Raw genomic sequence first — 20,749 nt, 5'->3', positions numbered from 1 at the left:
CAGGACGCAACGCGGCCATGAACATGATCGTCACCCCCGCTTCGCCCGCGACCCCGAACGGCACCACGCGCCCGCAGGTCCGCATCGTCATCGTCGGCCATGTCGACCACGGCAAGTCGACGCTGGTCGGCCGCCTCCTGCACGAGACCGGCAGCCTGCCCGACGGCAAGCTGGAGATGCTGAAGGCCGTCAGCGCGCGGCGCGGCATGCCGTTCGAATGGTCGTTCCTGCTCGACGCGCTCCAGACCGAGCGCGACCAGGGCATCACCATCGACACCACGCAGATCCGCTTCCGCACCAATTCGCGCGACATCGTGCTGATCGACGCGCCCGGCCATGCCGAATTCCTGCGCAACATGATCACCGGCGCCTCGCAGGCCGACGGCGCGGTGCTGATCATCGACGCGCTCGAGGGCGTGCGCGACCAGACCAGGCGGCACGGCTATCTCCTGCATCTGCTCGGCGTGAAGCAGGTTGCGATCGTCGTCAACAAGATGGACCGCGTGGATTTCTCCGCCGATCGCTTCCAGGCGATCAGCGACGAGATTTCCGCGCATCTCAACGGCCTCGGCGTGACGCCGACGGCCGTGATCCCGATCTCCGCGCGCGACGGTGATGGCGTCGCGACGCGCACCGACCGCATCGGCTGGTACAAGGGACCGACCGTGGTCGAGGCGCTGGACCAGCTCGAGCCGGCGCGCCCGCTGGAAGCGCTGGCGCTGCGGCTGCCGGTGCAGGCGATCTACAAGTTCGACGACCGCCGCATCGTGGCGGGCCGCATCGAATCCGGCAGCCTGGTTGCCGGCGACGAGATCGTGATCATGCCGGCCGGCAAGATCGCCAAGATCAAGACGGTCGAGAGCTGGCCGGCGACGCCGATTGCCGGACGGCAGGGCGCGGGCCGCTCGGTCGGCATCACGCTCGACCGCGAATTGTTCATCGAGCGCGGCGACATCGTCGCGCATGCGGGCAGTGCCCCGCGCGAGACGCGCCGCTTGCGCGCGCGCATCTTCTGGCTGCACGACAAGCCGCTGGCCAAGGGCGACCAGCTCCTGGTCCGCTGCGGGCCGAAGGAAAGCCGCGCCACCGTGGTGGCGATCGAGAAGGCGGTCGACCCGGGCGAATTGTCGAGCGTCGAGAACAAGGCGATCGGCCGCAACCATGTCGGCGAGATCGACATCTCTCTTTCGAATCCGATCGCCACCGATCCCTACACCGAGAATCCGCGCACCGGACGTCTGGTGATCGAGGTCTCCGGGCGCATCGCCGGCGGCGGTCTCGTGCTGTCGGTCGATGCCGGCCAGCGCGCCGTGCCGGTCGACATCGTGCCGGTGGAATCGGCGCTCCGCCCCGACGAGCGCTCTGCGCGCTATCAGCACAACGGCGCCGTGGTCTGGCTCACCGGCCTGCCGGCCTCCGGCAAGTCGACGCTGGCGAAGGCGCTGGAGCGGCGGCTGTTCACCAATGGCGGCTCGCCGATCCTGCTCGACGGCGACACGCTGCGGGCCGGACTCAACAACGATCTCGGCTTCTCCGCGTCCGACCGCAGCGAGAACATCCGCCGTCTCGCCGAGGTCGCGACGCATCTCGCCCGCAACGGCCACATCGCGATCGTCGCCGCCGTCTCGCCCGCTCGCGAGGACCGCGCCACCGCGCGCCGCATCGCCGACACCGCGTTCCGCGAGATCCATGTCGCGACACCGGCCGGCGTCTGCGAGGAGCGCGATCCGAAGGGCCATTACAAGAAGGCCCGCGCCGGCGCGCTGGCGTCGTTCACCGGCATCGGCAACGACTACGAGACGCCGCAAGCGGCCGAGCTCGTGATCGACACGTCGACACGGACGGTCACTGAAGCCGCCGACGAGATCGAACAGATGCTGAAGACCACCGGCGTGCTGTTCGACGAAGTCGTGGATCTCGCCGCGAATATTTGAGGCGCCGATTATCGCGAGTGTGCTTGCTGCCTCCGCGCATGCAGTGCGTTCCCTCCCCCCCTTGCGGTCAGGGCAATCGCATATGGTGTGCACGATGCGGCGGCATCGGCACTGGGCTCCCTCTCCCGCTTGCGGGGGAGGGTTGGGGTGGGGGTGTCTCCGCGTCGGGATTGTTGGGGATTGCGGATGACATCCCTGCGTGGCGAGAGCCCTCACCCGCCGCGCTCTGCGAGCGCGTCGGCCTCTCCCGCAAGCGGGAGAGGCGGAGCAAGCCCGCGGAAAATCCTCGTGAAATCCATATGCGATTGCCCTGCCCCTTGCGGGGGAGGGAGCGCAGTTGTGCGCTTGGCGCCCAGCCGGGCTCAAGCGTTTGTAAAACGAGCCGGCCCGCCCACCGCTTCTTGACATTTTGACAACCCCCCAGGGGTCTTCTCACCGCCCCGATTTTGGGGCTAATAGGTCCCGAAAGCCGCCCCCTGTGGGCGCATTTTGCTGCTGTCGGGTCAAAAGCAGCCAAAAAACAGCCATTTCCAACAAGAAAGCCCATCATGAAACGCGTCGACGCCCACGGATTGAAGATCGCTCCTGTTCTGTTTGACTTCATCGCCAAGGAAGCGGCCCCGAAAACGGGGATCGCGCCGGATGCGTTCTGGGCCGGGGTTGCCGCCATCATCAAGGACCTTGGGCCGAAGAACCGGGCGCTGCTGGCGTTGCGCGACACGCTGCAGGCCAAGATCGACGACTGGCATCGCGCCAACAAGGGCAAGGCGTTCGACCTCAATGCCTATACCGCCTTCCTGAAGGAGATCGGCTATCTCGTCCCGGAGCCGGCGACGCAGAAGGTCGAGACCGCCAATGTGGACGAGGAGATCGGCAAGATCTGCGGCCCGCAGCTCGTCGTCCCCCTCACCAATGCGCGCTATGCGCTGAACGCGGCGAACGCCCGCTGGGGCTCGCTCTATGACGCCTTCTACGGCACCGACGCGATCCCCCACGATCCGTCCGAGAGCGGCAAGGGTTACAACAAGGCGCGCGGCGACAAGGTGATCGCGAAGGCCAAGGCCTTCCTCGACGCCGCCGTGCCGCTCGCGACCGGCAGCCACACCGACGTCACCGCCTACAGCATCGTCGCGGGCCAGCTCGCGGTGAAGCTGAAGAGCGGCAATGCAACCGCGCTGAAGAACGCCGCGCAGTTCGCCGGCTTCCAGGGCGATGCGGCCGCGCCGAGCGCGGTGCTGCTCGTCAACAACGGCCTGCATGTCGAGGTGACGATCAACCGCAACAGCGCGATCGGCAAGGACGATCCCGCCGGCGTCGCCGACATGGTCATGGAGGCCGCGGTCTCGACCATTCTCGACATGGAGGACTCGGTTGCCGCGGTCGACGCCGAGGACAAGGTGCTGGTCTACCGCAACACGCTCGGCCTGATGAACGGCACGCTCTCGGCCGACTTCGAGAAGGGCGGCAAGACGCTGACCCGTTCGCTCAACGCCGACCGCAGCTACAAGACGCCGGACGGCAAGGGCGAAGTGAAATTGCACGGCCGCAGCCTGCTGCTGATGCGCAATTGCGGTCACCACATGTTCACCGACGCGGTGCTGGACGAACAGGGCGAGGAGGTCCCGGAGGGCCTGCTCGACGCCGCCGTCTCCGGCCTGCTTGCGATCCACGACCTCAAGGGCAACTCGAAGGTCAAGAACAGCCGCACGGGATCTGCCTATATCGTCAAGCCGAAGATGCACGGCCCGGACGAGGTGTCGTTCACGTGCGAGATTTTCGACCGCGTCGAGAAGATGCTCGGCCTGCCGGAGAATACGCTCAAGGTCGGCATCATGGACGAGGAGCGGCGCACCACCGTCAACCTCAAGGCCTGCATCCAGCGCGCCTCCAAGCGCATCATGTTCATCAACACCGGCTTCCTCGACCGCACCGGCGACGAGATCCACACCTCGATGGAAGCGGGCCCCATGATCCGCAAGAACGAGATGAAGGCGCAGGCCTGGATCAAGGCCTACGAGGACTGGAACGTCGACATGGGCCTGATCGACGGCCTTCCCGGCCACGCCCAGATCGGCAAGGGCATGTGGGCCGCGCCCGACAAGATGGCGGACATGCTTGCGCAGAAGCTCGCCCATCCGCAGGCCGGCGCCACCACCGCCTGGGTCCCCTCGCCGACCGCCGCGACGCTGCACGCGCTGCACTACCACCAGGTCAACGTCATCGCGCGCCAGGAGGAACTGACCAAGGGCGGACCGCGCGCGAAGCTGTCCGACATCCTCACCATTCCGGTGTCGAAGTCGAACTGGGCGCCCGACGACGTCAAGCAGGAGATCGACAACAACTGCCAGGGCATCCTCGGCTATGTCGTGCGCTGGATCGACCAGGGCGTCGGCTGCTCCAAGGTGCCCGACATCCACGACGTCGGCCTGATGGAAGACCGCGCCACCTTGCGCATCTCCAGCCAGCACCTCGCCAACTGGCTGCACCAGGGCGTGATCACCGAGGCGCAGGTGATGGAATCGCTGAAGCGCATGGCCGTCGTCGTCGACAAGCAGAACGCAGGCGATGCGATCTACAAGCCGATGGCGCCCGCCTTCGACGGCGTCGCTTTCAAGGCCGCCTGCGACCTGATCTTCAAGGGCCGCGAGCAGCCGAACGGCTACACCGAGTACATCCTCACCGCGCGCCGCCGCGAGGCGAAGGCGGCGGGCTAGGCCCGGTCACCGAAATGTCAAAAGCCCCGGCGCGAGCCGGGGCTTTTTTGTTGGGCGAAACGTCGCGGCGCGAGGAGGAACGGCTGCGCACCGCTCGCGTTGTCGGGCCATCAACCAACGGGAGATGGTCATGGATTGGAACCGCATCGAAGGAAACTGGAAGCAGTTCAAGGGATCGGCCAAGGAGAAGTGGGCCAAGCTCACCGACGACGACCTCAAACTGATCGAGGGTCGTCGCGAGCAGCTCGAAGGCCGGCTGCAGGAACGTTACGGCAAGGCCAAGGACCAGGTTCGTCAGGACGTCGACGACTGGCTCAAGACGCTGCACTAGCGTGCTCGGGAACGCAGACCAAGCCCCGGCTTTCGCCGGGGCTTTTCATTTCGAAGCATCGTAGCGGCGCGCCCGCTAGAATACCGTGAGATATTTCAACAGCGACACCACACCAATGATGATGACGACCACGCGCGCGATCTGCTTGGCGCGGCCGTCCATCGGCAACATGTTGATGAGATAGAGCACGAGAATGACGACGAGAAAGGTGACGAGTACGCCGACCAGCATCGCGAGGCCCCCTTCAGGCAGATTGCTAACGATAACCTAACGCCTGTCTCGCGCGACGGTTCCACCCGGGCAACCCATTGCAACTTCTAGTAAATGCGTACTTCTACCGGCAGGCCGGCTGCCTAAAACTTTACCCTTTTCCTTTCAGATGCAGAAACCGTTTGAGCCCCTGAAGCGCAAACGGCGTGCGATTGCCGATCTGCCGCGCCCCCGTTTGCCGATGTTGCCGGGCGTCTTCACGAAATTTGCAATGGGAATTTGGGGGGACTTCGATGCTCTATCGTCTGACCGTATCCGCGCTGCTGAAGGCGGTGATCGCGATCACGTCGGTCTGTGTGGTGATCGCGCTCTCGCTCACCGCCTATGAATCCTGGGATCGCCTCAAGACCGCCAACCGCATTTCGCAGATCGCCGACGCTTCCGCCGATCTGTTCAAGGCGATGCACAATCTGCGCACCGACCGCTCGACCACCAACCGGCTCCTGAACGCGACCGAGCCGATGGATTCCGAGATCGAGAAGTATTTGCGTGCGCTGCGCGATGCGCAGATGCCAGCGATGGCACATGCGCTGGAGCTGCTGCCGAACATCGACTTCTCGCAATCAGGCACGCTGGTGCCGGAGCTCGCGCGCCTCAACAAGCTGCTGATCGAGGAGCAGAAGCAGTTCTGGGAGGACGTGGCCAAGCCCAAGGACCAGCGCCGCGCGGGCCTGCCGAAGGAGTATATGGAGACGACGCAGGGCCTGCTCGAGACGCTCGACAAGCTCTCGAACGTCCTCGCCGCCACCGTCAACCACCAGGACGCCGTGATCGACCAGCTGCTGTCGATCAAGCAGAACGCCTGGCTGCTGCGCAACACCGCGGGCGAAGCCTCGCTGATCGTCTCGATCGGTCTTGCCGCCGGCAAGATCACCCCCGAAGCCCGGTACAACTACACCCAACATGTCGGCGGCACGTCGGCGATGTGGAAGGCGCTGGAATTGACGACCTCGGGCATGCAGTTGCCGCCGGCGCTTGCCTCCGCCCTGGCCGCGGCGAAGACCGCCTATTTCGAGCCGCAATATCTCGCGCTGCGAGACCGTCTCGCGGACACGCTGGTCAAGGGCGAGAAAGCCGAGATGACCGCCAACCAGTGGAGCCCGGTCACCGTCGGCCGTCTCTCCAGCGCGGTCGCGGTGGCGGAAGCCGCTCTCGATGCCGCGAAGAGCCATACGCTGGAACAGCGCTCCGCAGCTCAACGCGCACTCGTCATGCAGCTCGCACTTCTGGCGCTCGCCGTCGGCCTCGCCGTCGGTGCCATCATGCTGGTCAACCGCCGCGTCATCCATCCGCTCAACACCATGCGCGATGCCATGCTGAAGGTCGCCGGCGGCGACCTTGCCGTGGACAGCGGCTATCTCGACCGCAAGGACGAGATCGGCGCGCTCGCCGGCGCGCTGGAGGCGTTCAAGCAGCAAGCGACCGACAAACTCAAGATCGAGGAGCAGGAGCGCGCGCGCAATGCGGGCGCTTCGGCCCGCCAGCGCGCGATCGAGGTCTATGTCGGCGAGTTCGAGGGCGCGGTGCGCAAGACGCTCGGCGAATTGAGCGAGGCCTCCGGCAAGATGCGCAAGACCTCGGGCGATCTGTCCGCGGTGTCGCGCCAGACCAACGACCGCGTGCAGATCGCCGGCAAGGCCTCCAACGACGCCTCCATGAGCGTCGACAGCGTGGCGGCCGCCGCCGAGGAGCTCTCGGCCTCGATCAACGACATCAGCCAGCAGGCGGCCCATGCCGCGGGTATCGCCGGCCGCGCCGTCACCCAGGCGCGCGAAACCGACGGCACCGTGCAGGGCCTGGCAAAATCCGCCGGACGCATCGGCGAGGTCGTCGGCCTCATCAACACCATTGCGGCGCAGACCAATTTGCTGGCGCTCAACGCCACGATCGAGGCGGCGCGCGCCGGCGAAGCCGGCCGCGGCTTTGCCGTGGTCGCCTCCGAGGTGAAGTCGCTGGCGAGCCAGACGGCCAAGGCCACCGAGGAAATCTCCGAGCAGATCGCCGACATCCAGCGGGTGGCCGGCGACGCCATCAACGCGATCCAGACCATCGGCGGCATCATCGGCGAGGTGAACGAGGTCGCGACCGCGATCGCGGCCGCCGTGCAGGAGCAGGGTGCGGCGACGCAGGAGATCACCCGCAGCACGCAATTTGCGGCGCAGGGCACCAGGAACGTCTCCGACAACATCACCGGCGTCAGAGCCGATGCGGATGCCGCCGCAGCCGCCGCGGACAACGTCAAACACGCCTCCGAGACGCTGGAGAGCCAGAGCCGCCAGCTCGGCGAGGACGTCACTGGCTTCCTTGGCAAGATCCGCGCGGCTTAGGCTTCATAGGCGCGTGGCCGGCCACACACCCCGATGTCGTCCTGGCTTTCGCCAGGACGACGATGGTGGGTGCCAACCCTCAATGCCCCAGTAATTTTACGGCAGCACCACTGTCTAAGTTTTTACCCTTTTCGGGCCAAATGCGCCTCAAGCGCCTGCCGCAAGGCAGGTGCTTCTGTCACGTGCAACCCTTTGGTCCTTCGAAGTTCGTGGAGGCTGCCGTTCGGGGCCACGAACTTCGAAACGCGTACCGGGGTGTCCGATGCTCAACCGCCTGACCGTATCCGCACTGCTGAAGGCGGTAATCCTGTCCACCGCATTCGTCGTCGTGATCGGCTTCTCGATCAGCGCATGGAGCTCATGGGGCCGGCTGCAAGCCGCCAACCGGATCGTCGCGGTCTCGGCCGCATCGGCAGAAGTGTTCAAGGCGATGGCGAACATCCGTGCCGACCGTTCGACCAGCAGCCGCCAGCTCACCTCGGACGTCCAGTTGGACCAGGACATCGAAAGATATATCCGCGGAATCCGCGACATCCTGATGCCGGCGCTGGCGCGCGCCACCGAGATTCTTCCCTCCATCGACTTGCCGCAGGGCGAGACGATGGTGTCGGACCTCGGCCGGCTGAACAAGGTGTTGCTTGAGAAACAGGCGGAATTCTGGACCGAAGTCGCCAAGCCCAAGGCTTCGCGCCGCGCCGCACTCGCCAAGGAATATACCGACGCCGAGGATGGACTGATGGCGATCCTCGAAAAGCTGGCGCCGATGCTCGGCGCGAGCGTCAATCATCAGGACGCGGTCATCGACCAGCTCCTGATGATCAAGCAGATGGCCTGGCTCTTGCGCCTGAGTGCCGGCGAGTCCTCGCTGATCGTCGGCAACGCGCTCGGCACCGGCAAGATCACGCCCGAGCTTCAGCTCGCCTATACCAAATTCGTTGGCGGCACCGATACGGCCTGGAATGCGATCGAGCTCGCCACGGTCGGCATGCAATTGCCGCCAGCGCTCGCCGCGGCCATGGCGAACGCCAAGGCGGTTTATTTCGATCCGCAATACGCCTCCACGCGCGACGGCATCATTGCCGCGGTCGCCAAGGGCGAGAAACCGTCGATGACGGCTAACCAGTGGAGCCCCTATTCGGTTGGCCGTATGGCGAGCGCGATCAAGCTCGCCGACGCCGCGCTCGAGGCGGCCAAGGACCATTCCGCGGCCCAGCGCGCGACCGCGGTGCAATCGCTGATCGTCAATACCGCCCTGCTCCTCGCCGCGATCGTCCTGACCGGCGCCGCGATGCTCGCGGTCAGCCGCCGCGTGATCACGCCGCTGCACCGGATTCGCGACGCCATGCTCAAGGTCGCCGGCGGTGACCTTGCCGTCGACAGCGGCTATCTCGACCGTCACGACGAGATCGGCTCGCTTGCGGGAGCGCTGGAGACGTTCAGGCAGCAAGCGACCGACAAGCTCAAGATCGAGGAGCAGGAGCGCGAGCGCAACGCCGGCGCCGCCGCGCGCCAGCGCGCGATGGAGAGCTATGTCGGCGAGTTCGAGGGCGTGGTGCGCAAGTCGCTGGGCGAGCTGAGCGAGGCCTCCGGCGAGATGCGCAAGACCGCGGGCGACCTTTCCGCGGTGTCGCGCCAGACCAATGAGCGCGTCGAGGTCGCCGGCAAGGCGTCCAACGACGCCTCCACCAGCGTGGACAGTGTCGCGGCGGCCGCCGAGGAGCTCTCGGCCTCGATCAACGACATCAGCCAGCAGGCGGCCCATGCCGCCGGCATCGCCAGCCGGGCCGTCAACCAGGCCCGCGAAACCGACGGCACCGTTCAGGGGCTGGCGCAGTCCGCAGGGCGGATCGGCGAGGTCGTCGGGCTGATCAACACCATCGCGGCGCAGACCAATTTGCTGGCGCTCAATGCCACGATCGAGGCCGCGCGCGCCGGCGAGGCCGGCCGCGGCTTTGCCGTGGTCGCATCCGAGGTGAAGTCGCTGGCGAGCCAGACGGCGAAGGCGACCGAAGAGATCTCCGGGCAGATCGCCGACATCCAGAAGGTCGCGGGCGACGCCATCAACGCGATCCAGGCCATCGGCGGCATCATCGGCGAGGTCAACGAGGTCGCCACCGCCATCGCCGCCGCCGTTCAGGAGCAGGGTGCGGCGACGCAGGAGATCACTCGCAGCACGCAATATGCAGCGCAGGGCACCAAGAACGTCTCCGACAACATCACCGGCGTGAAGGCCGACGCCGACACCGCCGCCGGCGCCGCTGACAACGTCAAGCAGGCGTCGGAAACGCTGGAGACGCAGAGCCGCCAGCTCGGCCAGCAGGTCAGCGACTTCCTGGGCAAGATCCGCGCGGCGTAGGGCTGCGGGTTGGAGAGAAAGCCGTAGCCGCTCCTTCGGTGTCGTCCCGGCCTAGTCGCAATCGCGCACGGGGGGGCCGGGACCCAGCCACACGGAGAAGTTAGGATGCGAGCTGGCAACTCCGAGTCTTCGCCAAACCACGCCCTGTGGCTATGGATCCCGGATCTAGGCGCGCTTTGGGCGCGCTTGTCCGGGACGACAGCGGAGATTGGGGCACGGGCATTGCATCACGCGAGATGTCGTCCTGGCGAAAGCCAGGACCCATAATCACCGGCCACCGCAATGGGCAGGCTGGTGGTTATCTGCGTGCCGCCAAACTCGCATTCGGGGTAATGGGTCCTGGCTTTCGCCAGGACGACAGGGGCTACTCCTTCGCCACCACCGGCACCTGGCGGAATCTGGCGCGGACCGAGTCCGGCAGCGGGGAGAAGTTCATCGCGACTCCGCGGCGATCGCCAGCGTTGCGGCTGGCGACCACCAGGCCATCCGCGCCCGCGACGATGTCACCCTTGCGCAGGGTGGGGTCGTCCTCGACCTTGATCTGGGCGAGGCCGACCGGATCCTTGCCGTTGCAGGTGCAACCCGACACGATCTCGTTGCGATAGCGGAACGCGTTCGGCAGATCGGAATAGGATTTTCCGCCCTCGGTCGTGGCGTCGTCGATGTTGCTGCCATAGACCAGCGATGTTTCCGAGGTCGGGCAGAAGCTCTTGCAGGACTGCGCCTTGCTCTCGGCATCGTTTCCTTGCGCCGGGAAATAACGGCCATCGCAGCCGCGGACGCAATAGGCGGCGCCACCGCCGTAGGACGCCCGCTGCCGCGGCGTGTCGTAGCGCGGCATGTCGTCATTGGGAAACGGCATCCGGATCTCCGGCGGCGGGCGCATCCGGAAGCCACCGAACAGCGCCGAGAAGAAATCCTCCGCATGCGCCGGCGTCAGCGCGAGGCCGAAAGATGCGGCGGCGAAGAACGCCGCGGCGCCACCGGCCAGTTTGCTGATCGAACGTCTCTTCATGCGATCTCACCCAACTCTCAGTTCACGGCCGACGTCGAGATGTTCAGGGCCTGCCGGCCCGAGGGCAGCGTCGTCGCCGCGGGGCGCTTGCGCCAAGAATCACTCCCCCTGTCGCCGCCCTTCGCCATCAGCGGCGCGTTCTTCGGCAGCACCACGACCCTGGCGCCGATATTGACGCGGCTGAACAGATCGGTGACGTCTTCGTTGGTCAAGCGGATGCAGCCGGAAGAGACGAACTTACCGATGGTGGTGGGATCGTTGGTGCCGTGGATGCGGTATTCGCTCGAACCCAGATACATCGCGCGCGCGCCGAGCGGATTGCCGGGACCGCCGGCGACGAAGCGCGGCAGATAGGGCTGGCGCGCGATCATCTCGGCCGGCGGATGCCAGTCCGGCCATTCCGCCTTGCGGCTGATGCTCTGGACGCCCGACCAGGTGAAGCCCTCGCGGCCGACGCCGACGCCGTAGCGGATCGCCCGGCCGTTGCCGAGCACGTAATAGAGGTATGTATTGCCGGTATCGATCACGAGCGTGCCGGCCGGCTCGCTGCGGTCGAAGCTGACGACCTGCTTGCGCAGCCGATCGGGCAACTGGGCATCCTCGTCGGCCGTCTGCGCGGGCTCGCTGACATAGCCCTGCGAATAGCTTGGACCTTGTTGATACGCTTGCGGTTGCATCGGATACGCCCGCGGTTGCATCGGCGCATAGCCCAGCGTCTGCGCATTTGCGCTACCGAAGGACACCAGAGCGGTTGCGAAGGCAAAAGCGGCGGCGGCGCGCGGCGAGAAGCTGCGACGGACTAAAGAGACCTTTGTCATGTGCTGCCCCATTGGGTGCGTGCATCTCAGGTGATGCGGCTTGCCAACAAACGCAGCCGGGCCGACTCAAGTTCCGCCGCCTTCTGCGGCGTCGACGTCACAGTCAAGCGAGCGCAACTTCACGAAGCCGCGATGGAACCGCAGCACCCCTCCGGCGTTTCCTGATGACCAATGGGCGCCCGGACACCTCCGTGCGGGAGAGAAATTGTGCGCGTCCTTCCCAGTGAACGTCTGATTTCCGGCAACGGCGAAGGCGCCCCACTCCCCGACAGCCATAGCGAGCTGCCGCCGGTCATTCGCCGCACCGAGTTCGTCGCCTACGCCCTCGCCGGCCTGCTCCTGATCGCCGTGATCGGGGTGCTGTATTTCGCCAAGGCGTTCTTCCTTCCGGTGGTGATGGCTGTCGTCGCCGGTACCATGCTCTCGCCGGCCGCAAGCTTTCTGGAACGGCGGGGCGTGCCGCGCGCGCTTGGCGCCGTGCTGATCGTGACCGCGGTGACGACGGTGGTCGCCTTCGTCGTCGCGCTGATTGCCGTGCCCGCAATGGAATGGAGCTCGCGCCTGCCGGAGCTGGGCGCGCAGTTGAAGGAGAAGCTGCACGTTTTCGACCGGCCGCTGGCGCTGTGGAAGGAGCTGCAAACCATGGTCGGCGGCTCAGAGGGGCTGCCAAGCCTGCCGCTGCCGAAGGCCGAATGGGTCCAGCCGACGCTGGAATTCCTCTCGCCCACCTTCGCCGAATTCCTGCTGTTCTTCGCCACCCTGATCCTGTTCATCGCGAGCTGGCGCGACCTGCGGCGGGCGCTGATCATGAATTTCGGCGACCGCGACGCGCGGCTGCGCACGCTGCGGATTCTCAACGAGATCGAGGTTCACCTCGGCAACTACCTGTTGACCGTCACCGTCATCAATATCGGCGTGGGCGTCGCGACCGGCATTATCTGCGCGATCACCGGCATGCCGAATCCGGCCGGGCTCGGCGCACTTGCGGCGGCGCTCAACTTCATCCCGATCATAGGACCGATCGCGATGTTCATCGTCCTGATCGTGGTGGGGCTCGTCGCCTTCCCGACGCTGGGCGGCGGACTGATGGCGGGGCTCGCCTTCGGCGGCATCACCTTCCTGGAGGGACACTTCGTCACGCCGACCATCATCGGTCGCAGGTTGTCGCTGAACGCACTCGCCGTCTTCATCGCGCTGGCCTTCTGGACCTGGCTGTGGGGACCAATGGGCGCGTTTCTGTCGTCGCCGCTCCTGATCGTGGGACTCATCCTTAAGGAGCATCTGTTGCCGGAGAATTCGCCGCAGCTCCCGCAGGCGTGACGGGCTCCCGCGAACGGAACTTCCGTCACGACGAAACGTTTTCCGCCCATCTCACCGCCAACAGTTCGGAGTTTGCGATGTCAATAGCCGACGGCGAAACCAGGATGAGAGACTGGATCGACAAAGCCACCGCAGAACGCCTCGAGAAGGATGTAGCAGCCGTGAAAAACGATATCGCCGCCCTCACCGACCAGATTACCGACGCGCTCAATACCTTCGCCAATTCGGCCGGAAAACAGGCCCGGCGCGGCTACAAGCAAGCGCGCGAGAACATGGATTCGACACTCGACGACATGTCCGAGCGCAGCAGCGCGATGATGGGCGCGGCGCAGGATGCCTATGGCTCGATCGAGGAGACGCTGGAAGACGCCATCACCGCGCGGCCGCTCGCGACCGTCGGTATCGCGCTCGGCATCGGCTTCCTGATCGGCGCCGCCTGGCGCCGGTAAAGCGCGGGACGGACCCTGGGATCGCGGCGGCGCGCGGCCGCCGCCTCAGGCTTGTGGGGGGATTGAGGAGCAAGGGCATGTTTCAGCGCATTATCGACGGCATCAGCGCCTCGACCGGGACGACGGTCCGTCTGACATCGCTCGCCGCAGCCGCCGCATTCGCGCTCTTCATCACGACGTGCTTTCTTTGCGCGGCCGCGTTCATCTCGGTGCTGGATAAGTACGGCCCGGTGCAGGCATGCCTCGCCGGCGCCGGCATCTTCTTCCTGCTGACGCTCACCGCCGCGGGCACCTATTGGGGCTACAAGCGCGAGGTGCAGAAGCGCGCCCAAATCGCGGCCGAGCGCGCCGCGAAGTCGGCGGCCGCGAGCATGCTGGCCGATCCCATGCTGCTCGCCACGGGACTCCAGATCGTTCGCGCCATCGGGGTCAGGCGACTGTTGCCGATCCTGGCGATCGCCGGCGTCGCACTCGGAATCATGGCGAGTAGGACCAGCGTCTCCGACGAGGCATCGGCTGAACCTGCCGAGTAACGGTCCGGGCGCGCGGACTGCGAATCTCACACCGCCAGAGGTCGCCGGCTTCGGAAGCGCGAGCTGCTGCGAAGCAGATCGTCTTTGCAAAAATTGCGTGCCAGGCGGGGTCAAGGGCGGACACGCGAGCGCACCGGCGCGCCCTGCGTAATTTTTCGCCAGTCGGGACAAACCGGCCCTCCTCACGCAAACGCTACTCGGATAGGCAGGCGGTTGCCGGTAAAAGCATCACCCTGATTCCCAAAGCTATTTTACTCATGAAACCGTCCGTCAAGGCGAACCTCGCCGCATTCCATCACGACGCCAGGCTGTATTTGACGCTCGGCATCGCCAACTGGTCGGTGTTCGTCGACCACATCCCGAACAACGTCGTCAACCTGCTGACGCTGCGCAATTTCGGCTTCAGCGGCGCCGCCGACCTGTTCGTGTTCGTGGTGGGCTATGGCGTCGCCATCATCCACGGCAGGATGGCGCTGGAGCGCGGCTACGTCGTCGCGGCGACACGCATCTTTCGCCGCGTCTGGCGGCTCTACGCCGCCTATGTCGTGCTGTTCGTGATCTATATCGACACCATCGCCTACGTCGCCTCGCAATCGATGGCGCCGGAGATCATCCACGAATACAACATCTCGGGCATTCTCGAGCACCCTCTGCGAATCCTGGTCCGCGGCCTGGTGCTCCAGGAAGAGCCGCTGAACCTCGACCTGCTGCAACTGATGATCCCGCTGATGGCGTTCTTTCCGCTGGTGCTGTGGGGGCTGCTGCGAGGACCGAACCTGACGCTGGCGGCATCGGTCGCGCTGTACGTCGCGGCGCGCTGGTTCGACTGGAATTTTCGGGTCTATCCGGACCAGGAGTGGACCTTCAATCCGCTGTGCTGGCAGATGCTGATGGTGCTGGGCGGCTGGTTCGCCGTGACAGGCGCACCCGGCCGTGCGCTCCACGGAATGTCCTGGTTGCGGATCCTCGCGGGCGCCTATCTCGTCTTCGCGATGGCCGTCACCCTGATGCGCCACTCGCCGGCACTGTCCGCCTATTTGCCGGACCTGCTGCTCAACAGCATCGCGCCGACCGACAAGGAAAACCTCGCGCCCTATCGCGTGGTCCACTTCCTCGCGCTCGCGTTCATCGCAACCCATCTCATTCCGGCCGATCATCCCGGCCTGAAATGGCGGCCGCTTCAGGCGGTGATCATATGCGGCGAGGAATGGCTCGCGGTGTTCTGCGTCGCGGTGTTCCTCTCCTTCGCCGGCCATCTCATCCTGATCACCGGGCCGAACCTGGTGGCGATGCAGGTCGCGGTGAGCATCGTTGGCTTTGCCGCGATGACCGCGGTCGCCTATTACATCACCTGGTCGAAGCGGCAGGACCTGCCTGCGGCCTTGCGGCAGCAGACCTGACAACATAATCGTGCGATTCTGCTAGGCCGAGACCTGTGGCTGCGCTATGCGGAGGGACTCTGCGTGAGGAGACCGGGCGTGGCGATGGCGAAAGGCGGGGGTGAAGAGGCTGACAGCGCGCCCCGGCGCGGCCGGCCGCGGTCGATCGAGACCACCAACGCCATCCTCGAAAGTGCCTATGCGCTGATGGCCGCGACCGGCCTTGCCGCCACCACCATCGACGCGGTCGCGCGCCACTCCAGCGTCTCCAAGATGACGATCTACAAATGGTGGCCGTCGCGCGAGGCGCTGCTGATCGACGCCTTTCTCCACCATGCCGCGCAGATGCTGCCACTGCCCCCGGTGAGCTCCGGCACGCCCGCGGCACGCGCACGCCGCCATGCCGCGGCCTATGCCGAGGCGCTCCAGGGCGAGTTCGGCAAGGTGCAGCTCGCCGTCATCTCCGAATGCATCTCCAAGACCGGCTCGGCGGAGCTGTTCTACGCACGCTACCTGCAATTCCGCCGCGACGCGCTGGTGGAGATGATCGCCGCAGGCCAGAAGGACGGCAGCGTCCTGGCCGAGGGGGCGCCCGAGGACCTCTACGACGCGATCTATGGCGGCCTGTTCTATCGCTACGTCTTCGGCATCGCCCCGATCACGCCTGGCTACGCGCGCAATCTGGTCGACCTCGTGCTGCGGCCGAAGGGCTAGATCAGGCACTGAAAATGCCCGCCGTCCGTCCCCGACTCAAGTTCCACGCCTTGGTGATTAGAACGCGCGGACATCTCACGTCTTTTCCCGCAGGAGCATCAGTCTCATCATGATCAAACGCATCTTGCCATACGAAGGATTGCTCCACGAAGTGGTCGAGCATGGAGGCGTGCTTTACATCGGCGGAATCGTCGCCGAGGACACGAGCCTCGACATGTCAGGTCAGGCAAACGACGTGCTTGGCCAATTGTCGCGTCTGCTGAAGACTCTTGGATCCGACCTGGCCAACGTATTGCAGGTGACCATCTTCGTTACGAATCTCGGCGAGAAGGCTGCGTTCAATGCGGCCTGGAAAGCGCACTTTGCCGAAGCCCATCTGCCGGCACGCGCCGTCGTCGGCGTGGCCGATCTCGGTTCAGGCGTCAAGCTCGAGATGACCGCAATCGCGGCTCGACCGACCTCGAGCTGAAGCGCGCGGAGGTTTATCGCACAGGCCTCACCGGGGCCGAGAGCTTGTCCGTGCGGTCGCGCTCGCTCATGTCGACGACCGTCTCCATCGGAGCAATCAGCTCGTAGACATAGGAGACGTCGGTAAAGTAGCGCTTGGCGGTGCCGCCGAGCGCTTCGGGCGCGACGCGGTCGAGCAGGATCAGGCCGAAATCGGAATCGGGACGGCGCGTCGCCTCGCTGGTGTTGAACTCCTCCCAGCGGAAATGGAAGACCTCGTCGGTCCCCTCGCCCGTCACCGTCCAGTTGGCGGTGATGTGCGGATGCTTGCCGACCAGCGACAGGCCTTCGTCCGAATGCGAGGCGAGCTCGAAGAACAGAAGTGACAGGCTCTGCGCCGCACGCGCGCTCACCGCGATGTCGGGACCGGTGACGGCGATGCGGTCCGCATGCGGAATGGCGCGCGCCTCGAACAGGCCCTTCAACTTGACGCCCTGCCACTGGCTCTCGCTGAGCAGCGAGACCACGTTGGACATGGCGTGGATGCGGCCGATCAGCAGCTCGCGCGCGACGTCGATGTCCGCGCCGTGGCGCAGCGTGCGCGTCACGATCGACTGGATCACCGCCAGGATGTTCTTGACCCGGTGGTTGAGCTCGTCGATGACGGCGGTCAGGCGGCGCTCGAAGCCGATCCGCACCTGGATCTCCCGGCTGAGCCGCAGATTGTTGTAGGCGACATAGCCAAACAGGCCGCACACCATCGCGGTGATCGCAAAGCCGATCGCCGCCACGATGATCGCGGTCTGCTCGGCGCGTCGCGCCGAGTTGGTCTTTGCGTAATAGCCGAGCTGCCAGTCGCGGCCGCCGAAGCTCACGGTGCGCGTCGCCGATGGCGCCGGCCCGTCCGCCGCCGTCATGCGCGTGGAGACGATACCCTGGTCGTTGGCGACGAGCTCGCCGCCGTCCTTGCGCGGGTCCTTGAGCGCGACCGCGAACAACGACATGTCGTCGTTGGTCAGCATCAGTGATGCCAGTTCATAGGAGAATGTGATGAAGCCGACGGGCTCGGTCGCGCCTTCGGGAATGACGGGGGCCGCAACGATGACGCCGACCGGCCCGTTGTTGCGCAGGAGCGGCACCGGGTCGGAGGCGACCGACCTCTTCTCGATCCTGGCCCGGGCGAGCATCGCGCTGCGCACCGGGTCCCGGTCATAGCTGCGGCCGGGCAACCCCTTGGTCTCATCGCTGCGCGGCTCGAGATCCATCAGCACGTCGATCGGCTGGGTGAGGCTTGCGGGATCGATCGGCTTGTCGCCGTAGTCGCGGATCTGCGGCTTCGGGAAGCCGGCGGCCGCGATCGCGGCCTGCGCCGCAGCAAGCTCGTTCGGCTGGAGCCGGGCGACCCAGCCGGCCACCACGAAATCGGTCTTGAAGGCGTAGATCGCCGAGCGCAGCGGCTCCAGCATGTTGGGCTTGAGTACCGATGGCGCGCGGAACAGGCCTGAGGCGACACGCGCGAGCAGCTCGCGCTCGGTCAGCCGGTCCTGCACCAGGCTCGCATGGACGTCGATCGCACGTGCGAGCGCGATCCGGTCCAGCGCCAGCTCCTGGTCGTGGACGCGATAGGCCGCAAGCCCGGAAAGCATGGCTCCGAGCAGAGCGATGAAGCCGATGATGAAACCCAGCCGGACCACGCGACTACTCAGACGGAAGCAGGAGGTCGGCAATAAACACGGAGCATATGAACGCAGCTCGAACGGCCATGTGCCGAAACAGGATGAACCCCGATGGAGGAGATAATGAAGGAGGAGGCATCAGTACGCAACTTGGGTCGCCTGAAAAGCTTAATCCGCCCGGCCGGTCGTCCGGCCGGAATGAATTTGCCCCGGGTACCGGAGGTAATTAATCGCCGTGTCCGAAATTTGTTCCGCGGATACGGTCCTGCCTCAGGCGTTAACGGCGGAAAACCCCTGTGCCAAGTCGTCGCGTCCGTCAGCCGGCCCGTTTCAGGCCGCCTTTGGCCTCGATGAAGCCGACGATGCGGTCGAGCCCCTCGCTCTTCTTCAGGTTGGTCATGACAAAGGGGCGCGTGCCGCGCATGCGCCTGGCGTCCGTCTCCATCTTCTCCAGGGAGGCGCCGACATGGGGCGCAAGATCGATCTTGTTGATGACCAGGAGGTCGGAGCGGGTGATGCCGGGGCCGCCCTTGGACGGGATCTTGTCGCCCGCCGCCACGTCGATGACGTAGATGGTGAGGTCGGCAAGCTCCGGGGAAAAAGTGGCAGCGAGATTGTCGCCGCCGGATTCGATCAGCACGAGGTCGAGGCCGGGGAATTTCGCGCGCATGTCCGCGACCGCCGCGAGGTTCATCGAGGCATCTTCACGGATCGCGGTATGCGGGCAGCCGCCGGTCTCGACACCGGCAATGCGATCCGGCGTCAGCGAGCCCGAGCGCACCAGGAATTCGGCATCCCATTTGGTGTAGATGTCGTTGGTGATCGCCGCGATGTCGTAGCGCTCGCGCATGGTCTTGCAGAGCAGATCCATCAGCGCGGTCTTGCCCGATCCGACCGGACCGCCGACGCCGACACGCAGGGGGCCGTGAGACGTAGCCATTGATTCTTTCCTATCGTCGTCCTGGCGAAAGCCAGGACCCATTACCACCGAAGTTCATTGTCGCGGCGGACTGAGGCCACATCCCTCCATGACCACAGGCATTCCTGGTTATGGGTCCTGGCCTTCGCCAGGACGACGGCAGAATGTGATGCAACGCGCTCACGACCGAAACAGCCGCGTATATTGCGTCTCGTGCCGCAGGCTGGCGAGATCGGCGCGGAATGTCGCGCTGCCGAGATCGTCCAGCGTCGCGCTCAGCGCACGGTTGGCGGTCGCGGCAACGGCAGCTTCCAGCCGCACCAGCACGCGCTGACTGTCGGTCTGGCCGAGCGGAATGAGGCGGCTGGCCGCGGAAATCCAGTTCGAGACCACGGCGTGCAGGAAGGCGTGCAGCGTCGGCGCCAGCGGCACGCCGTGCATTGCGGCGACCACACCGACCGCGACGGGATAGACCAATGGCGTGCGGCATGCCGCAACCATGGCGTCCAGCCCCTCCGCATCCCACGCGGCGCGGGCGATGTCGATGAAGGCGCGGCCCTGCGACGTCGTCTCAAGCTGCCGCTCGCGCGAGGGCACGAAGGCGCTCGCGAGCTCAGCGATGTCGCGCAACGAGGTCTCCTCGCCCGCCTCAGTGGCGCGATAGGCCTGGACCAGGAACGTCGCATCGCAGAAGCCCGAACCGTCGCCGAGCATAGTATCGAGCCAGTCGGCGAGCGTCGCCGTGTCGGTGATGTCGCCCGCTTCGACCGCCCATTCGATCCCGCTGGAGTAGGAGAAGCCGCCGACGGGAAACGCCGGCGACAGCCAGGTCATCAGCCGGTACAGCGCCGCCGCCTCGCGCGCGGCGAGGTCACCGGCATTGACCGGCTCATTTGTGGTCATGAGCATGCTTGTGGCCGTGGTGGTGGTCAGGATGGTCGCAATGCTCGTCGTGATGATGGTGATCGTGCCCATGGTCATGCGCGGCATGATCATGGTGGTCGTGGCCATGATGATCGTGTCCGTGGTGATCATGATGATCGTCGCCATGATCGTGGTGGTGATGGCCGTGATCATGATGCGCATGGTCATCGTGCCCATGCGCATGACCGGCGTCGGCATAGGCGCCACCTTCAGGATCGAACGGCGCCTCGATCTCGACGACACGCGCGCCGAGGCCCTTCACCATGGCCTCGATGACGTGGTCGCGGCGGATGCGCAGGGCCTTGGCCATGATCTGCGTCGGCAGATGACGGTTGCCGAGGTGCCAGCCGACCCGGATGAGGTGGTGCGGATCGCGGCCGCGGATCTCGAGCAGCGGCTCGGGCGCCGCAACCACTTCGACCAGCCGGCCGTCCTCCAGCACCAGCGCGTCGCCGCCGCGCAGTGCAACGGCGTTCTCCAGGTCGAGCAGGAATTCGAGCCCCCGCGTCCCCGTCATCGCCATGCGGCGGCGGTGCCGATCGTCGAAATCGAGCACGACCGTGTCCACTGGTGCTTCGGTGAAGCGGTGCTGTCCCCTAACCTGCGTCGCCCGGATCATTGGC

At 65.7% G+C, this 20,749-nt stretch carries 18 protein-coding genes; 11 read left to right on the top strand and 7 right to left on the bottom strand.

The features are described 5' to 3' along the window. The first annotated feature begins 17 nt into the window (after positions 1-17). The 3 genes from cysC to ACVWW6_RS14850 all read left to right on the top strand — a co-directional run bounded on the left by cysC (position 18) and on the right by ACVWW6_RS14850 (position 4,979). Positions 18-1,934 (top strand): adenylyl-sulfate kinase, encoded by a 1,917-nt coding sequence (gene cysC / locus ACVWW6_RS14860; RefSeq protein ID WP_011084291.1) that lies wholly within the window; start codon positions 18-20, stop codon positions 1,932-1,934. 548 nt (positions 1,935-2,482) lie between these two features. Next, a complete protein-coding gene (locus ACVWW6_RS14855) occupies positions 2,483-4,648 on the top strand; it encodes a malate synthase G (protein ID WP_304550846.1) in 2,166 nt (721 codons plus the stop codon). Positions 4,649-4,778: 130 nt separating this feature from the next. Continuing rightward, complete coding sequence (locus ACVWW6_RS14850; protein ID WP_027544225.1) at positions 4,779-4,979, top strand: CsbD family protein; 201 nt, start codon at positions 4,779-4,781, stop codon at positions 4,977-4,979. A 75-nt stretch (positions 4,980-5,054) separates the two neighbouring features. Here ACVWW6_RS14850 and ACVWW6_RS14845 read toward each other — a convergent pair whose 3' ends face one another. Further along, on the bottom strand, positions 5,055-5,210 hold the full coding sequence (locus ACVWW6_RS14845) for a Thivi_2564 family membrane protein (protein ID WP_011084288.1): 156 nt from the start codon (positions 5,208-5,210) through the stop codon (positions 5,055-5,057). Between the two features lie 272 nt (positions 5,211-5,482). On the opposite strand from ACVWW6_RS14845, the gene ACVWW6_RS14840 reads away from it, so the two are divergent. Both ACVWW6_RS14840 and ACVWW6_RS14835 read left to right on the top strand, forming a co-directional pair. Further along, complete coding sequence (locus ACVWW6_RS14840) at positions 5,483-7,576, top strand: methyl-accepting chemotaxis protein (protein ID WP_304550845.1); 2,094 nt, start codon at positions 5,483-5,485, stop codon at positions 7,574-7,576. Between the two features lie 262 nt (positions 7,577-7,838). Beyond that, on the top strand, positions 7,839-9,932 hold the full coding sequence (locus tag ACVWW6_RS14835; RefSeq protein WP_456680932.1) for a methyl-accepting chemotaxis protein: 2,094 nt from the start codon (positions 7,839-7,841) through the stop codon (positions 9,930-9,932). Positions 9,933-10,296: 364 nt separating this feature from the next. On the opposite strand, the gene ACVWW6_RS14830 is transcribed toward ACVWW6_RS14835, so the two are convergent. Continuing rightward, positions 10,297-10,947 carry a DUF2865 domain-containing protein gene (locus ACVWW6_RS14830; protein ID WP_028173482.1) on the bottom strand — a complete coding sequence of 217 codons (651 nt, stop codon included), beginning with the start codon at positions 10,945-10,947 and terminating at the stop codon, positions 10,297-10,299. A gap of 17 nt (positions 10,948-10,964) precedes the next feature. Continuing rightward, positions 10,965-11,765, bottom strand: coding sequence for a L,D-transpeptidase (locus ACVWW6_RS14825; protein WP_456680931.1), 801 nt, complete (start codon positions 11,763-11,765; stop codon positions 10,965-10,967). 207 nt (positions 11,766-11,972) lie between these two features. On the opposite strand from ACVWW6_RS14825, the gene ACVWW6_RS14820 reads away from it, so the two are divergent. From ACVWW6_RS14820 to ACVWW6_RS14795, 6 genes are all read left to right on the top strand, one after another. Next, positions 11,973-13,085, top strand: coding sequence for an AI-2E family transporter (locus ACVWW6_RS14820; protein WP_028173484.1), 1,113 nt, complete (start codon positions 11,973-11,975; stop codon positions 13,083-13,085). Between the two features lie 77 nt (positions 13,086-13,162). Next, positions 13,163-13,534 carry a DUF883 family protein gene (locus ACVWW6_RS14815; protein WP_028173485.1) on the top strand — a complete coding sequence of 124 codons (372 nt, stop codon included), beginning with the start codon at positions 13,163-13,165 and terminating at the stop codon, positions 13,532-13,534. 77 nt (positions 13,535-13,611) lie between these two features. Then, a complete protein-coding gene (locus tag ACVWW6_RS14810) occupies positions 13,612-14,067 on the top strand; it encodes a hypothetical protein (protein WP_028173486.1) in 456 nt (151 codons plus the stop codon). Between the two features lie 257 nt (positions 14,068-14,324). Further along, positions 14,325-15,467: an OpgC domain-containing protein gene (locus tag ACVWW6_RS14805; RefSeq protein WP_028173487.1), complete on the top strand. Its 1,143-nt coding sequence runs from the start codon at positions 14,325-14,327 to the stop codon at positions 15,465-15,467. Between the two features lie 84 nt (positions 15,468-15,551). After that, positions 15,552-16,160 (top strand): TetR/AcrR family transcriptional regulator, encoded by a 609-nt coding sequence (locus ACVWW6_RS14800; protein ID WP_161537176.1) that lies wholly within the window; start codon positions 15,552-15,554, stop codon positions 16,158-16,160. Between the two features lie 109 nt (positions 16,161-16,269). Beyond that, positions 16,270-16,629, top strand: a complete 360-nt coding sequence (locus ACVWW6_RS14795) for a RidA family protein (protein ID WP_011084278.1) — start codon at positions 16,270-16,272, stop codon at positions 16,627-16,629. A 13-nt stretch (positions 16,630-16,642) separates the two neighbouring features. Here ACVWW6_RS14795 and ACVWW6_RS14790 read toward each other — a convergent pair whose 3' ends face one another. The 4 genes from ACVWW6_RS14790 to ureE form a co-directional block, all read right to left on the bottom strand. Then, positions 16,643-18,301, bottom strand: a complete 1,659-nt coding sequence (locus ACVWW6_RS14790) for a CHASE domain-containing protein (RefSeq protein WP_028173490.1) — start codon at positions 18,299-18,301, stop codon at positions 16,643-16,645. A gap of 298 nt (positions 18,302-18,599) precedes the next feature. After that, positions 18,600-19,223, bottom strand: a complete 624-nt coding sequence (ureG, locus tag ACVWW6_RS14785; protein ID WP_028173491.1) for an urease accessory protein UreG — start codon at positions 19,221-19,223, stop codon at positions 18,600-18,602. Positions 19,224-19,382: 159 nt separating this feature from the next. Beyond that, a complete protein-coding gene (locus ACVWW6_RS14780) occupies positions 19,383-20,111 on the bottom strand; it encodes an urease accessory protein UreF (protein WP_161537177.1) in 729 nt (242 codons plus the stop codon). Then, a complete protein-coding gene (gene ureE / locus ACVWW6_RS14775) occupies positions 20,092-20,745 on the bottom strand; it encodes an urease accessory protein UreE (protein ID WP_404524330.1) in 654 nt (217 codons plus the stop codon). The genes ACVWW6_RS14780 and ureE overlap by 20 nt, the downstream gene beginning before the upstream one ends. Between the last annotated feature and the right edge of the window lie 4 nt (positions 20,746-20,749).

Source organism: Bradyrhizobium sp. USDA 3311, assembly GCF_054062495.1.
This window is presented reverse-complemented; position numbering and strand designations above follow the sequence as displayed.